The 15,738-nt window shown below is 54.5% G+C and carries 13 protein-coding genes; 8 read left to right on the forward strand and 5 right to left on the reverse strand.

The window, feature by feature from the left end; translation table 11 throughout:
* Position 1 precedes the first annotated feature (1 nt).
* Positions 2-589, forward strand: a complete 588-nt coding sequence (locus tag KRAC_RS34395; protein WP_040446339.1) for an acyltransferase — start codon at positions 2-4, stop codon at positions 587-589.
* Between the two features lie 632 nt (positions 590-1,221).
* Here KRAC_RS34395 and KRAC_RS34400 read toward each other — a convergent pair.
* Positions 1,222-2,055, reverse strand: coding sequence for an NAD-dependent epimerase/dehydratase family protein (locus tag KRAC_RS34400; protein WP_007915364.1), 834 nt, complete (start codon positions 2,053-2,055; stop codon positions 1,222-1,224).
* A gap of 360 nt (positions 2,056-2,415) precedes the next feature.
* Between KRAC_RS34400 and KRAC_RS34405 the strand changes: the two genes are divergently transcribed.
* Positions 2,416-3,318 (forward strand): polysaccharide deacetylase family protein, encoded by a 903-nt coding sequence (locus KRAC_RS34405; RefSeq protein WP_007915366.1) that lies wholly within the window; start codon positions 2,416-2,418, stop codon positions 3,316-3,318.
* Between the two features lie 201 nt (positions 3,319-3,519).
* A complete protein-coding gene (locus KRAC_RS63075) occupies positions 3,520-4,548 on the forward strand; it encodes an LLM class flavin-dependent oxidoreductase (RefSeq protein WP_007915367.1) in 1,029 nt (342 codons plus the stop codon).
* A 90-nt stretch (positions 4,549-4,638) separates the two neighbouring features.
* Here KRAC_RS63075 and KRAC_RS34415 read toward each other — a convergent pair whose 3' ends face one another.
* Both KRAC_RS34415 and KRAC_RS34420 read right to left on the reverse strand, forming a co-directional pair.
* Complete coding sequence (locus tag KRAC_RS34415) at positions 4,639-5,898, reverse strand: MFS transporter (protein ID WP_007915368.1); 1,260 nt, start codon at positions 5,896-5,898, stop codon at positions 4,639-4,641.
* 366 nt (positions 5,899-6,264) lie between these two features.
* The gene (locus KRAC_RS34420) at positions 6,265-7,494 is read right to left on the reverse strand and encodes a cytochrome P450 (RefSeq protein ID WP_007915373.1); all 1,230 of its coding nucleotides are present in this window, start codon (positions 7,492-7,494) and stop codon (positions 6,265-6,267) included.
* A gap of 185 nt (positions 7,495-7,679) precedes the next feature.
* On the opposite strand from KRAC_RS34420, the gene KRAC_RS63080 reads away from it, so the two are divergent.
* A complete protein-coding gene (locus KRAC_RS63080) occupies positions 7,680-8,249 on the forward strand; it encodes a TetR/AcrR family transcriptional regulator (protein WP_007915375.1) in 570 nt (189 codons plus the stop codon).
* Positions 8,250-8,313: 64 nt separating this feature from the next.
* Here the strand turns inward: KRAC_RS63080 and pgi are convergent, their stop codons facing one another.
* Positions 8,314-9,963 (reverse strand): glucose-6-phosphate isomerase, encoded by a 1,650-nt coding sequence (gene pgi, locus KRAC_RS34430; RefSeq protein WP_007915376.1) that lies wholly within the window; start codon positions 9,961-9,963, stop codon positions 8,314-8,316.
* Between the two features lie 245 nt (positions 9,964-10,208).
* On the opposite strand from pgi, the gene KRAC_RS34435 reads away from it, so the two are divergent.
* The 3 genes from KRAC_RS34435 to KRAC_RS34445 all read left to right on the forward strand — a co-directional run bounded on the left by KRAC_RS34435 (position 10,209) and on the right by KRAC_RS34445 (position 12,872).
* On the forward strand, positions 10,209-11,183 hold the full coding sequence (locus tag KRAC_RS34435; protein WP_007915378.1) for an alpha/beta fold hydrolase: 975 nt from the start codon (positions 10,209-10,211) through the stop codon (positions 11,181-11,183).
* 65 nt (positions 11,184-11,248) lie between these two features.
* Entirely contained in the window at positions 11,249-12,454 is a 1,206-nt protein-coding gene (gene cax, locus KRAC_RS34440) for a calcium/proton exchanger (RefSeq protein ID WP_007915380.1), read from the forward strand.
* Between the two features lie 79 nt (positions 12,455-12,533).
* Complete coding sequence (locus tag KRAC_RS34445; protein ID WP_007915381.1) at positions 12,534-12,872, forward strand: Imm32 family immunity protein; 339 nt, start codon at positions 12,534-12,536, stop codon at positions 12,870-12,872.
* Between the two features lie 395 nt (positions 12,873-13,267).
* Here the strand turns inward: KRAC_RS34445 and KRAC_RS34450 are convergent, their stop codons facing one another.
* Positions 13,268-13,705, reverse strand: coding sequence for an RDD family protein (locus KRAC_RS34450; RefSeq protein ID WP_007915383.1), 438 nt, complete (start codon positions 13,703-13,705; stop codon positions 13,268-13,270).
* Positions 13,706-14,013: 308 nt separating this feature from the next.
* Here KRAC_RS34450 and KRAC_RS34455 point away from each other — a divergent pair, with 308 nt between their 5' ends.
* Positions 14,014-15,729 (forward strand): FAD-dependent monooxygenase, encoded by a 1,716-nt coding sequence (locus tag KRAC_RS34455; RefSeq protein ID WP_007915385.1) that lies wholly within the window; start codon positions 14,014-14,016, stop codon positions 15,727-15,729.
* Positions 15,730-15,738 lie beyond the last annotated feature (9 nt).

The following is a 15,738-nucleotide window of genomic DNA, read 5'->3' on the forward strand; positions in this document are numbered from 1 at the left end:
TATGAGTAATAGCAGGATGAATTTCCTCAAAGCCATCACGAAATCCGTGATTGTTGCTATTTTTACAAGGTATACGGTCACGAAGTTTCGCCTGTTGAAAGGCAATCGAGTCCAGTTTGGGTCAGGCTTTGTCTCGAATGGCCGGTTGCAGATTAAGGGGCCAGGGCGGGTGATTTTTGGAACCAATGTGAATGCTTGGGCTCATAAGGAGCCAAATGTGCTGATTACGTATAGCTCTGATGTCGTCATTAAGATTGGTGACGACACGCGTCTTAACGGTGCTGGATTGATGGCGGCTTGTGGCATCACTGTCGGATGCAATTGCATTTTGGGTTCGGCGGTGATTGTAGATACCGATTTTCATAGTATTGACCCAGACCGCCACGCGAACCCTGATGCCAAAGTGCGTTCTGCATCCATCACCATTAGTAACAACGTCTGGCTGGCTGGCCAGACGGTGGTCCTGAAAGGGGTTACAATTGGGGAGAACTCCGTTGTGGGCTTTCGCGGCGTCGTTACCAGCAACGTGCCCCCCAATGTAATTGTCGCGGGCAATCCAGTACGGGTCGTCAAGCAGCTAGGCGCTTGAAAAAAGGAAACAGGGCTCCATCGCATTCCAGGATGAATACACAGGATGCTCTCAAACCTGGGTACGGCACAATCAGGATCTCTGGCCAAAGTGTTTTTTGCTCATGTAGAGTGGGATTCTTCCTCTCTGCCTGAGCGCCAGTTTAGGAGGGCGTCTCATTCTACATGAGCACAGGCAGCAAGTGGCCTGAAATCCTGACTGTCCTGTTTGTCTCTGTATGGACTACGAGTACAGCAATTCGTCAAAATCGGACATGATACGTATCAAAACTGCGAAAAAGTTGTATTTGGTCCAGTAAGAGCGAGGAACAGAATGATTCCCTCTCGAAGCAACGTGTTTAGCTCTACTGTCTAAAACGGCTTTTCAGGCCAATAAACTACTTTGCAATTTTGATCCATAACGTGTCCGGCCTGTCATTTACCCATAAAGCTTCCAGTTAGGACAACTCGGTTGGCAAACCACACACGCCTAGGCCAATATAAATGCCGCCGGTCAGCCAGTTTAGGACTTTCGATGCATGTCAAGGGCATTGGAAAGCGGGAAAGGAGGTGAAAAGTGTATTTGCTCACGGGTTGTGCAATGAGATGGCGACTGAAATAGTTTCAGGTGCCTGTACCTTGCAAGGTATGCTTTCATTGAAAATACTCTTGAAAGTTGTGTCTGGGCTGATATCCTAACTGGCGACATGCTCTTTCAATGACATACACTCGATCAATACTCCTTGGTAGCGTCCATCTTTGCTGCGTAAAGATGGAGAGCGCTTCGGGAAACTTGCTCCTGATTACAGAAGGGGCATCATACAATAATGCAGGCAGATCATCTGGCTTAAACGGAGACTGAGCGGAGATGTTGAATACGTCGAAGAGGATCTCTTGATTGGTAACCGCCAGGACATGTGCTCTGGCCACATCTCGCACATCGACGCCTCGATATAACCGGTAGAACGCCATCAGGGGAATGGCTTCTGGAAAGAAGCGTGAGGTTCTCAAGCAGATTGTGGGTAATCCATACGCGCGAGCGAAATGCTGGCAAAGTTCCTCCGCAGCCTTCTTGGTAATGTCATATATATCTCGGGGTTGAGGTGTCAGTTCCTCTGTCACCCAAACCGCTTGCTCATGGGGAATCAACGCAAAGCCGTAGAGGGAAGTGGTACTGGTGTAGACGAAGCGCCGAATCCTCTCATCTGTTGCAGCTTCAAGCAGGTTGAGAGTCCCAGTAATATTCACGTCGATAAAGGCTTGCTTAGAAATGGTCGCAAGATGAGGGGCATGCAGCGAGGCGATGTGAATCACAGCATCAATGCCCTTCATGAGGTTTCGCACCGCCTCTCGATCAACAATGTTGACGCGGTGATGAGTCCACGCTCCTTCCACCCGATCAATGCCGACGATGTCATGTTGAGAAGAAAGTTGTCGGGCTATTTCAGTCCCTAATTGGCCAGAACTGCCAGTGATCAAGATACGCATGTGAGGTAAGATGCTCCTTTCGCTTGTGCAGGCCAATTGATCAGCTTTGATTATCAAAGACTCCAAATAGAAAGATCGCCCTCGTCTGCGGTCAGATATTTTAGCATATCACCCTGTATCAAGCCAACCAGCCTCACCAAAGTCGATGGGGAGTCGGAGAGCAGATTCTGGTATGGGGCTTATCTTCTGGGATGAGTAAAAACGGCGAAAAGAATGGTTTTGGGAGAAAAAACTCCTAGCAACTTGTGCAATGAAGGTTGCGTTATTTAGAGTAGAGTATGCAAGCTCATCCGATGGCTTGCAGCGATTACTGTGACATCCAAGATCGTTGCATGGAAATGCAAGAAAAGAGCGGATCATATGGAGATTCGATCCCTTTCACTACTATATCGTGCCAAACACCCGGGCCTGTTGCTCAAATTGGGGGTGCTGGCGAGCCTTTTCCTCTTATTGACTGGACTCTTCGTCTTTTATTTTACTCAACCCTCTGTAGGGCAAAAAAACTCATTGCGAACATTGGTACATGCGAGTATTTCTCCGGTTCCAGCGGTGCAACCTTTTTCGTCTGTGGCTTTCGCCACGGCGAGTCCTCTGCTGGCGGGTTCGGGACAGGTCGTCGAAATTCCTGATACGCATATCCCTCTGATTGCGCATGGAAACGAGAATCTGCGCGAAGTGGCTCTGACCTTTGATGATGGTCCCTTCCCCAACTTCACGGCGAAGGTGCTGGATGTCCTCGAAAAGTATCATATCAAAGCCACCTTCTTCAGTGTTGGACGGCAGGTCGCAGCCTTTCCTGATCTCACCCTGCGCGCCTATAAAGCGGGTTATGAGATCGAGAATCATACCTGGAATCACCCCGTCCTGACTGGTTTGAGCATGGAGAGCCAGTACTGGCAGTTGCAGAATACCAGTGATGCCATTCAACGGGTGACACATCAGCGCCCCTTTGTGATGCGTCCCCCCTATGGGGAATACAACCAATACTCTATTCAGGTAGCTACCAACCTGAAACTGGTTACCGTGACCTGGAATGTCGACTCGCTTGATTGGTCGCGACCGGGCGTGAAGACGATTCTGCATAATGTGCTCGACCATGTGCAGAATGGGTCTATTATTCTTATGCATGATGGAGGCGGCGACCGCTCTCAAACGCTTGAGGCTCTACCGACAATTATTCAGACTCTCCGTGATCGTGGCTACCATTTTGTAACTATCCGCCAGATGCTCGCGCGCCTCCCACACGAGCAAAAAAAACAGTAACTTCTCGCCACTACGTGGCTCGCCAGGGTAAAAGGGATGTGATGGCAGGATGGCAAAGCCATCCTGCCATCACATCCCTTTTACCCTTTCAGGTGTGAAGGAAGGTGCATATAGGCCCTTTATGTTACTGTCAGCTGTGACGAGGCGTGTGAAAAGAGATACATATATGTTGCTGCTGACATTTAAAAGGGAGTAATGGAGATGCAGAACAGGCAGAGTTCGTTGCGCTTTTCGCTCTGGGTAGATGGACGAACGACGCGGGGGCAACCAGTGACGACGACAACCTATCGGGAGCTGATAGAAGAAATTACCTTGGCTGAGCGCCTGGGTTTCGCTGGTGTGTGGGATACCGAGCATCATGGTTTTAATGATGGCTACCTGCCCGCGCCCTTCACCTTCCTGGCATACCTCGCGGCCCGCGTGCAGAAGATGAGCCTGGGCACTAATATCGTGCTGCTACCTCTCTGGCCCATCCGCCTGCTAGCCGAGGAGGCGGCAGTGCTGGATGTCTTATCTGAGGGGCGTTTTACGTTGGGCCTCGGCCTGGGCTATGTTCAGCATGAGTTCGCGACCTTTGGCGTTGATCGGCGGAAGCGCCGTAATCGTATGGAGGAGGGCGTGCATTACCTGCGAGCCGCCTTCAAGGGGGAGCCAGTGCCTGATGGCTATCAGGGCCAGCCGCTGCCCGTGACGCCTCGGCCAGCCCAGGGCGAACATTTTCCTATATACATGGGTGGAAGCTCTGAGCCCGCTCTGGAGCGTGTTGCTCGCTTAGCGGATGGCTTCCTTGCCGCGGTCAACTATAATCCCCTTGAGGAGTTGAAGAGCCAGTGTGAGCTTTTGCAAAAGCATCTGGAGCAGCATGGTCGCGATATACACAATTTTCCTGTCGTAGCCAGCACGCATATGTGGGTGAGTGATGATCCCGAGCGCGATTGGGAGACGCTGCTCGCCCCTGCTCTGGCCTACCAGGCGGATGTTTATGCTCGCTACGGCACAGATGCCGAGCAGCCCCGTCCACCCGCCACAGATCCTAAGAGCATAAAGCGCCAGGGTCTCCTGGTTGACACCCCTGAGAATGTAGTCAAACACATTCGCGAGATGCAGACAAATACGCCCCTCACCGAACTCTGTTTCTGGTCGCATCCACCAGGGGTACCTCACGACGCGATCATGGCGCACCTGGAACGCGTGGCGCAACGCGTCCTGCCCGCCTTCAGGTCTGCCTGAGAAGGCGTGCCTCATTCACGCTAGAAGGCTTTCCAGGCCGGTAGGGACCCGCTATGCCCCCGAATGGGGGGGATCGCGTCCGAAGGCGATTTATGCATGCGATAACATGACTTTGTACCATAGCCAGACCCCGCCTACTGATAGCAGGCTGAGTAGCGCGCCGGTGAGCAGGGCATCGGTCGGGCCATAGAGAGCCGAGAGCCAGCCCATCAACAGATAACCCAGCGGGAGGCTGCCATCGAAGATGAGCACCTGTACACTCATGACGCGGCCACGCAGGTGGTCCGGGACCACTGTTTGTAGGGTGGTGATGGCCTGGGCGGCAAATGTGCTCTCCGCGAAGCCTACACTGGCGATGAGTGCTATGGACAGAGGATAGAGGCGTGAGAGCGCAAAAGCTAGCTCCAGGATCGCGAAGATCAGCGTACCGAGCAGCATGCGGCGCATGGTTGGTTTCTGGCTGCTCCAGGCGAGCCAGAGCGTCGCGAGCAGCGCTCCAATGCTGGAGGCGGCGGAGAGAAAGCCAAAGCCTGTTGTCCCCATATGCAGGAGATCTGTGGCGAAGAGGGGGAGCACAACATTGAAGTTTGAGCCGAAGAGCAATACCAGCCCCACCACCAGGAGTAACAGCAATACTACAGGCGTCTCCCCGATATAGGCGAAACCCTCGCGCAGGCTCTGCCACATTGACTGTCGCTTGCCTGTTTCAGCAACCTGGCGCGCCTGGGCGTGCAGCTTATCGTTATCGATGAGAGCCAGACCTATAAGCACCGCGAGGAAGCTAAGGGCGTTGATGAGAAAGAGCACGCTGACAGCGCTTCCAGCAAGAATAATCCCGGCTAACCCGGGACCCACGATGCGAGCCAGCGTGGAGAGGGATGAGTTTAAGGCCACAGCGTTGGGCAGGTCCTCGCGCCCAACCAGCTCGACGACAAAGGCGCTACTGGCAGGTCTGTACAAACAGTTCATGCATCCCAGCAGGAGCGCCAGCAGATACAGATGCCAGACCTGGATGACTCCGCTGATTGTGAGTACCCAGAGGAGCAGTGCCTGGAGCATGGCAATTGCCTGGGTCACAAAGAGAACGTGCCGCTTGGGCCAGCGATCAGCTACTAAGCCTCCGAAGAGCGAGAAGAGCAGAATGGGTACGGCCTGTAAGGCTCCCACCAGGCCAAGTTGCCAGGCGCTATGAGTAATCTCCAGTACCAGCCAGGCCAGGCCGATGGTCTGCATCGAGCTACCCAGCAGCGAGATCACCTGTCCCGACCAGTACAGGCGATAATTGCGATGCCTTAGCGAGGTGAAGGCGCGCCACAAGCCCTTTGGCTGCACCATACTTTCAATTGTCATTAGCTTTATCTCCCTTATATTGTCTTTCAAATAGATACTATTTGAGACTTCTCGCCACTATGTGGCTCGCAGGGTAAGGATGTGTGGTGACGGCGTGGCGGAGCCACGCCGTCACCACACATCCTTACCCTGTATTGAGTCGCAGACGCTGAGTATACAGGGAGCAGAACCCAAAAACATCGGCCAAAAGCCCGTTGCCGCCGACTTGACAACTATGCTACAATTAAAATGAGAAAAAAGGTCTTTCGCTTGAGATACTGCTTTTGCTTTTCCATTATTTGTAAAATAGAAGCAAGAAAAAGGATGTGATAAGGGCCGACTGGCAGAGCCAGTCGGCCCTTATCACATCCTTTTTCTTGCTTAGTATTAGAGGGCGATGGTGAATTGGCGTAGCTCGTAGCCTTTGATCATAGCGTGCCAGGTGACATTGGGGGCATGCACGATGTGGAGGGTATCGAGGGAGAACAGGCGCTGGAGCAGCACATCTGTCTCCTGGATGGCGATATAGGAGCCGGGACAGCGGTGTCCGCCATCGCCGAAGCTCATCATGGCGGGCGAGAGACGCTCTCCATGCAGCTCGCGCACAGGGCAGATTGCCAGGGGATGATCGCCGACCATGGCTTCATCGGTGTTGGCGTTATAGATGTGCAGGTCGATCAGGGCGTCCTGGGGAATGGTATAGCTGGTGCCTTCATGCTCGAGAGTGATCTCGGCAGTGGCGCGGCGAAAGAGATGGCCAACAACTGGCTCTATGCGTAGAATCTCCTCCAGGATGGCATGGCGCTCTTTTTCTGAGGCTTCCATATAACGCTGGCGCAGCGCGGGCTGTTCCAGAAGATGCCAGGTCGCGACCGAGATGAACTCGCGGGTGGTAACCATACCAGCAGCGGCATAGGTGACGCACTCGGTCAGGATCTCAACCTGACTATAGTTCTGTGCGACCAGGTGTGAGATGACATCCTCCTGCGCCTGGCGTTTGCGTGCTTTAATGGCTGGCTGGACATCCAGGTAGTAGAAGGCCGCCATACGCGTCTGATTGCGCAAGAAGTTAAGCAGGACGCGCGGCGTCCAGTTAAAGGTGAGCGGTTCGCTGCCAAAGAAGGCCTCCAGGCGTTTAGCCATCCCTGGCAGGCGACTATTGGTCAGGCCAACCACCTCGGCTGCCACGCGCACCGCCAGTTTCATGCTGAGCTGGCTGAGGTCTGCGCTCCGCTTCTGTTGCAGTTCGGCAATGATCTCGTCTACCAGCTTCTCCATGACCTGGTAATATTTATCGCTGACGACCTTGGGCGCGAAGAAGCGCGCCGTCTGCCTGCGTTGCTGATGGTGCGCCTGCCCCTCCAGATAGAGAATAGGCGTATTCGTCATGTTGGGAATGCGTGTAATCAGGTCGGCATTGAAGCCTGCCTGGCGTGTATCACCGCTGCGCAGAATAGAACGCATACTCTCGAAATTACGAATATGCCATGTGCCCTCGGCATCGCGCTCTATAGCGGGCGCACCATAGTCAGGTTCTTTGGCGGTCTTCTGCTGGTTCAGCAAATGATGCGGAAATGGACATACTGCTGTCGCGTCAGCATCTTGTTGTGTCTGCATCTCTGTGCCTATCTCCTTCTCTTCTTTCCTTCTATACACGTGAAAAAAAACTGTCTTGTCTCAGCTATACTTATGATATACTGTAACTCATAATATATACGATAACTCATAAAGTGGTAAAAGGTCAAGGAAATGAGAGAAGCGTCATTCTTCACGCCTGCGGCGCTCAGGTGTAAGGGGTATGCATGACTACCCAGGATAGGCGTGTGAAGCGCACGCAACAATTATTAGTGAAGGCTTTGATCGCGCTAACGTTGGAGCGCGAATACGATAAGATTACTATTCGCGATATTACCGAACGCGCGGAGGTTGGTTATGCGACTTTCTTTCGCCATTATCCAGATAAAGATGCGCTCTTGCGTGATGTGCTGGATGTCGTGTTGAACGAATTGATGACCAGGCTTCCCGATCTCTCCGCGCACAGCGATGCCGCCATTGTGGGCACACTTCTCTTTCATTATGTGGAGGAGCATGAGGAGGTTATGCGCGTGCTTTTACGCCAGAGTTCTTCCTCGCTGGTGCAAGAGGCGATTGAGCAGAGCGTGCAGAATATATTGCGACAGAGAACGGCTCGCCCCGAAAGCCCCGTTCCTCTTGAAATTGCTGCCTACCATATCGTCACCTCGTCCATCTCCCTGATTCAATGGTGGCTCCAGCAGGGCCGTCCCTACCCTCCTGAACGCATGGGCATTATCTACCGCGAGCTTATCATCCAGCCAACCAGCAACGTCGCCTTCGCTTTAGACAAGATATAGGGAGATACACACGAGCAAGGGGCGGCATCGAGTCTGATGCCGCCCCTTGCTCGTGTGAGATTATTTAAGCCTTGCGCTTGAACTGGCGATAGCGCTCGATGAGGCGGTTGGTTGAGCTGTCGTGCTTGAGTTCAGGCTCTTTCACCGCTTCAAGTTCGGGAATGATGCGCTTGGCCAGGACCTTGCCCAGCTCGACGCCCCACTGATCGAAGGAATCGATGTTCCAGACCGTGCCCTGGACAAAGACCTTGTGCTCGTAGAGAGCGATAATCTTGCCCAGCGCCTCGGGCGTCAGGCGCTCCAGGAACAGAGTGTTCGAGGGACGGTTGCCCTCGCAGACGCGGTGAGGTGTCTGGTAGTCGGGGCTGCCCTCGGCCTTGAGCTCTTCGGCGGTCTTGCCAAAGGCCAGGGCCTCGGCCTGCGCGATCATATTGGCGATCAGCAGGTCGTGGTGCGGCGGCAGTGGGTTGAGTGTCTGGTAGAAGCCGAGGAAGTCACAGGGAATGAGCTTTGTCCCCTGATGGATGAGCTGGTAGAAGGCATGCTGCCCGTTCGTACCCGGCTGACCCCAGATGATGGGACCCGTCTGGTAGTTTACTGGCTGGCCCTCCTGGGTGACATGCTTGCCATTGCTCTCCATATCGAGCTGCTGTAGATATGCGCTCAACTTCTCCAGGTACTGGTCGTAGGGGAGGACCGCGACGGTCTGCGCGCCAAAGAAGTTGTTGTACCAGATACCGATCAGGCCCAGCAGGGCTGGCAGGTTCTGCTCAAAGGGCGCGGTACGGAAGTGTTCGTCCATCTCGTGGAAGCCCGCGAGCATCTTGCGGAAGTTCTCAGGTCCAATGGCGATCATGAGCGAGAGGCCAATGGCCGAGTCATAGGAGTAGCGACCGCCGACCCAGTCCCAGAAGCCAAACATATTTGCCGTGTCGATACCGAACTTCTTGACCTCGTCAGCATTGGTGGAGACGGCCACAAAGTGCTTGGCGACAGCGGCATCGTCCTTAAGAGTGCGCAGCGCCCAATCGCGAGCGGTGCGCGCATTGGTCATGGTCTCAATAGTCGTGAAGGTCTTCGAGGAGACGATGAAGAGCGTCTCTTCGGGATCGAGGGCGCGGGTAGCCTCGGCGAAGTGTGTGCCATCGACATTGGAGACGAAGCGCACGGTCAGGTCGCGGTCGCTATAATGGCGCAGGGCCTGGTAGGCCATATCGGGACCGAGGTCCGAGCCACCGATACCGATGTTGACGATATTGCGGATGCGTTTGCCCGTGTAGCCCTTCCATTCGCCGCTGCGAACCTTATTGGAGAAATCGGTCATCTTATCGAGGACTTCGTGAACCTCAGGGATCACGTTATGACCATCCACGTTAATGACCTGGTCTTTGGGGGCGCGCAGAGCCACGTGCAGCACGGCACGCTGCTCGGTGACATTGATCTTCTCGCCGCTGAACATCGCGTTGATGCGTTCGCGCAGGCCAACCTCGTCCGCCAATTTCAGCAAGAGGTCCAGCGTCTCGGATGTGATGCGGTTTTTTGAGTAGTCGAGGTAAATGCCAGCAGCCTCGGTGCTCAAGCGCTCACCGCGCTTAGGATCTTTAGCAAAGAGGTCGCGTAGATGTAGATCTTTAATCTTCTGGTAGTGCTCCTCAAGCGCCTTCCAGCTTGAAAGCTGGGTGAGGGGCGTACGGCTTGTACCAGTAGTAGCCATGTTTTTAAAATCTCCTCCAGATCGCTTTGTGTGCTCAGTAGAGCAGCACGTATAGTACATGCTTATTATTGCACATTCTTAGTATACAGGTTGCTGCCCGACGCATTGGCGTATCCCTTCATATGGATGATTCGTTCTACTTGGCGTGACGCCTCGCGCCTGTGGCTCTATTCTTGAACTTATCAAGGGATAAAACGTATTCATTTTAAATATTGTTCTCTGTCTCACTTTCTAAGGAGCATGACATGAGGGTACGGCATCTGTTCTGGCCCCTGGCGCTGCTGGCTGGGGGAGTCATGGCGGTGCGGGGGCGGGCCACCTATAAGGGGTGGTGGGAGAAGGAGCGCGCGCGTCTCTTGACAGAGAGCCACGTAGTGCAGACGAAACTGGGTTCCATTGAGTACCAGCGCTTTGGCAAGGGCAATGTCGTACTCATCGCGCATGGTACACCTGGCGGGTATGACCAGGCCCTGGCTTGCGCACGCGTCATGGCGAATATGGACCATGACTCCAATGCAAACTATACATCAAGTTATACATATATAGCGCCCTCCAGGCCTGGCTATTTGCGCACTCCTATCGAGAGTGGGCGCACGCCGGAGGAGCAGGCCGACCTCTTCGCCGCGCTTCTCGACGAGCTGGGTGAGGAGAAGGCTGCCATTATCGGTATCTCTGGCGGTGGACCCAGCGCCATCCAATTTGCCTTGCGCCATCCTCAGCGCTGCCAGGGCCTGATTATGCTGAGCGGGGTCACGCAACACTATGACGAAGACGAGTTAAAGCAAGAGATGAGTCCCTTTGGGCGCTGGTATCGCGGCCTATATGAGCGCCTGGTCATCTATGATCCCATGTACTATAGCCTGCTAAGGCTGCTGCGCCTCATCCCCAATGGCGGCACGCTGCACAACCTGCTAAGTTCCTGCCTCTTCTTTGATATTCGTGCAATTGGATACACCAATGATATGGAACAATTCGCGCGTATCACCACCTATCCTCTCGCCGAGATCCAGGCGCCAACCCTGGTCGTACATGGCACAAGTGACGACGAAGTGCCATTTGAGCACGCACACGCGGTCGTAAGCCAGGTTCCCGGCGCGCGTCTGCTCGCTTTACCGGGTGGCAAGCACCTGGCCTTCTATACGCGTGCGCGCCAGGTCATGCCCAGAATTCAGGATTTTCTGAACTATTCCAGCTCGATGCGTGGATCCACTAGTGTGTAGAGCTCAGTTTTTTGTGCATGGTCAGACTGGAAAGAGAAATGGTTTGGATTGGGAGGTAAACGACCATGACGCGCTGGCTCTATTTGCTCTTACTGGCGGTTCCCGCTGTCTTTATCGCCGAGACGCAGCATGCCTCGGCTTTGCTGCTTTTTGTGCTGGCCGCGCTGGGATTAGTCCCGCTGGCGGGCTTAATTGGCCTGGCCACGGAGGTCCTGGCTGAACACCTGGGGCATGGCATTGGTGGCCTGCTCAACGCGACCTTTGGCAATGCCGCGGAGATCATTATTGGCCTGGCCGCACTGGGAGCAGGCCTGCCCGAGGTCGTGCGCGCCTCGCTGGCAGGTTCCATTATTGGTAACGCCCTACTTGTGTTGGGGACCGCTATGCTCCTGGGTGGATGGCGCCATCGCCGCCAACTCTTTAGTGCGCGCGTGGCAGGCGAATACGCCTCGATGCTGGCCCTGGCAGTTATCGGCATGGGCATTCCCTCTCTGCTAGCCACGGTTGGCGAGAGCACTCAACCTGGAAGCGCGGTCGTGCGTGGCAGCCAGCTCCATCTCTTGAGCATCGGGGTCGCGCTTGTCCTGCTGGTGTGTTATGTGGCCTACCTTGCTTACTCCGTCTTCGGTGTGCGTACTGTGCGTGAGGAGCCAGTCGCGGGAACAGAAACTGCTAAAGGGAAGGCCGGGATGGCTGTAGTGGCGCATGAACTGGCCTATGCCCAGGTGCCTATCGGCGAGGATGATCTAGTGGCACCACAAAGGACGCAGGGGCGTTGCTTCTTCGGCAGTATATATACTCTCTGGCATCACTCGCTCTGGCTGCCCCTGCTGGTGCTGGCGGGTGTCACAGCTGTGACGGCCTTTGTAAGCGAGATCCTGGTTGGCACCATTGAGCCACTGACGCACCAGGTGGGGTTGAATCCTTTCTTCGTCGGCCTGATCATTATCCCTATCGTAGGCAATGCCGCCGAGCACTTTTCCGCCATCACCTCGGCCATGCACGACCATATGGAGATCTCCCTGGCGATTACGGCTGGTTCCTCGATCCAGATCGCGCTCCTGGCGGCTCCTATCCTGGTTCTCGCGGGTGCGCTGATGGGGTCGCCTCTCGACCTGAACTTTTCCCTGCTGGAGGTCTCGCTCTTCGCCCTTGTGGCGTTTCTCTACGCCCTGATCAGCCTCGATGGCGAATCCACCTGGCTTGAGGGCCTGCTCCTCTGCGCCTTCTACCTCATCCTCGCCGTCGGCACCTTCTTCACCCCCAGCTAATAGATGCCGAAGTCACTTTGCTTGGCTGAGCGCGCAATGCGGTAGAATGAAGGCGAAATATTTTATGAGGAGATTATTTATGGGAAACATGGTAATAAAGATGCCTGCATACTGGCGTGAGATGGAACCGTTCAAAGATCGTCCCGTTAATCAGGTGGAGATCGAGATCCCGGCCTATTCACGTTCTTATGGCGTTATTCCTGCGAGTTCCGATGAAGATTACATTCTCGATGTGCAGATTGAGGCAAGTAGCCAGGAAGTGATGATTACAGGTGATAAAGAGGGCCTTATCATGCTGGCTCGGCATTTGTTGACGCTGGCCCAGGATGAAGTACCCGCCGGTTGCCACATTCACTATGATGAATTTAATGGAATGCTCGACAAAGGTTCACTCCCAATGGTCATTGGCAAAATATAAAAGCCGAACCATTATGTAAAAGGGCTCACCAGGCCGGTAGGGACCAGCTTTAGCGTGTCCAATAAGCATCAAGATAAGGAGGTCTGCTCGATCCCCACGCCCATGCAGGTGCGTAAGGTAGTGCTTCTAAAGGGCGCACCTACCTTACGCACCTGCATGGGCGTGGGGCGCACCACCCCTCTCTTCCCTCAGGGAGCGTAGCCGCCCAGCAGGAGGGGCCTGGTAGGCGCGCCCTTTAGAAGCACTACAGGCCCCTCCTGCATGGGCGGCGGGCTTCTCGCGTAATTCCCTCTTGGATGGGCGTGGATGGAACGGGCGTTATAAAGAAGAGCGCCGCTGTAAATATATTACAGCGGCGCTCTTCTTTAATGATGCGAAAGAAAATAGCGGGATGATTAGCGGGTCTTGACGACGACCGTGTGGGCAACCTTATCGCCAAGGCGCTGTTTGGATGAGGAAGTCCAGACCAGAATTGCAGCTACCAGGTAGAACCCGGGAATAATATCAATGATGCGCAGCAGGTTGCGAATGATAGAATCGCCCCAGCCGATAGAGGAGCCATCTTCCTTCACGACGCGCAGGCCGAGAATTTTCTTGCCCAGAGTCGCGCCCATAGTGGCCTCCATACAGGAGTAATAAATTAACAGGAGAAGGCCTTCAATACCACTGATTGCGAAGCTACCTTTAAGGGCGGTTCCCAGGATGGCGTTAATAATGCCGAATACAATGCCAAGGATGATGCTGTCAATTAAGATGGCGAGAAAGCGACTGCCTACGCCAGCGTACTGTTGTGCTGGGGCAGCCTGGGCTGATTCCTGTGCTTGATAGTCCATAAAAATAGACCTCCAAATAATGCTTGAGGAGCTTAAAGATAGCCTATGCTACCTTTTGCGAAAGTTATTATAGTTGAATTTATCAATAAAAGTCAAGTAGAAAAATGGTCATAAATGCGTATTTTTCCCATGTTTGTTGAAGGAAAGGCGTCATCATGTGGGGGAGGAGGTGTGTATGTGCGAGTGTGTATAGTGGCGTATAGAGAGTATTTCTATGTATCTAAAGAGTTGTAGAGCCCAGGCTAGCTTGGACCCTACACTTTGGCGTGTGGCTCAATGAGCCAGGGCGAGAAAGAGAGTCTGTTAATATGGTACAGAATGTAGCAGACCGCTATGATACGGAGGTGCTGGTCGTGGGCGCAGGCCCGACTGGTATGGTGCTGGCGAGCGAGTTGACGCGGCATGGGGTACGATGTCGCATTATCGACCGCTTGCCGCATGGCTCCCAGGAGTCGAAGGCGCTGGGGGTTCAGGCGCGCACATTGGAATTGTTTGAGAAGATGGGCATCGCTAAGGCGATGCTGGAGTATGGGGTGCAGATCAAGGGGATGAGTGTTTATAGCCATCACCAGCGCATTGCCCATCTCGATACCAGGAGCATTCCCAGTCACTATCCTTTTATCCTCTCTATTCCTCAGTGGCAGACGGAGCGCATCTTGAGCGATCACCTGGCCCGGCAACAGGTTGAGATCGAACATGAGGTGGCGCTGGTGGCATTGCGTCAGGACGATAGCGGCGTTGAGGCCCTGCTTGAGCACGCTGATGGCCAGCAAGAACGGGTGCGTGCGCGCTGGCTGGCTGGCTGCGATGGCCCGCATAGCACGGTGCGCCACCTGCTGAAAATGGGCTTCGAGGGCCGGACCTTTGAGCAGTCCTTCGCCCTTGCTGATGTCTTTATGGATTGGTACCTGCCCCATCAGCAGGCGGCCTTCTTCTTGCAGGAGGGGGATATCGTGGCCTGCTTCCCCTTACCGGATAGCCTGCATCGCATCATAATCGCGTACAAACCCAGGTCAGCTCCCGAGGAGGATGTTACGCTGGAGGAGGTGCAGCAGGCGCTTGAGAAGTGTGGGTTGAAAGATGCGCGTGTCCACGATATGTCCTGGTCTTCGCGCTTCCATATCAACCAGCGCAAGGTGCAGCACTATCGCCAGGGCGCGGTCTTCCTGGCGGGAGATGCCTGCCATATTCACTCACCTATTGGGGGGCAGGGGATGAATACAGGCATTCAAGATGCCTTTAACCTGGCCTGGAAGCTCGCGCTTGTGAGTAAGCAGCAGGCGCATCCAGCGTTACTCGATAGTTATGAGGAGGAGCGTGAGCGCGTGGGGCGGCAGCTCTTGCGTGTGACCGACCTGGTCTCGCGCCTGGCGCTCCTGCGCAACTCGCTTCCCTCGCGCTTACGCGATGGCGCGGCCCACCTGGTGACCAACAGTAAGCAGGTGCGCAACCTCCTGGCCACGACAATCTCGCAGCTTGGCGTGTCCTATCGTCGTAGCCCTGTGATCTGCGAGCACCAGCCAGGTCGCCTGTATGAGGCTCTTAGCGAGCAGCGCTTGCTACCAGGCGAGCTACATGCCGGTGAGCGCGCGCTGGATGTGAATGTCCATCTAGGCATTACGTCTATGCGCTTGCATACGCTCTGCCTGGGGACGCGGCATGTGCTCTTTGTGTTCGCGCGTCGCCACGATCCGGAGCGCAGCATGAAGCTCTGGGAGGAGATAGATGGCCTGGTCAGGCGTGAGTTTAGCGACCTGGTTGATTCCTACCTGGTGCTGCCGTGTTCTCAGGAGGCAAGCGAGAGCGGTAGAACGCGAACCATCTACGATGCCAGCGAGGCTATGTATACCGCTTATGGTATCGCCGAGGATGGACTGGTGCTTGTGCGACCCGATGGCTATATTGGCTTTTTATGTCGTCCAATAGAGCTAGAGCGGCTCTGGTCCTACCTTGATCGTATCTTTATTGTATCTGAGCCTCGCCCCGTAGGGGTAGTGCGCCAATCCGCCACACGCGAGCAATAGGGAGGAGTC

This window comes from Ktedonobacter racemifer DSM 44963 (assembly GCF_000178855.1).
Taxonomy (GTDB): domain Bacteria; phylum Chloroflexota; class Ktedonobacteria; order Ktedonobacterales; family Ktedonobacteraceae; genus Ktedonobacter; species Ktedonobacter racemifer.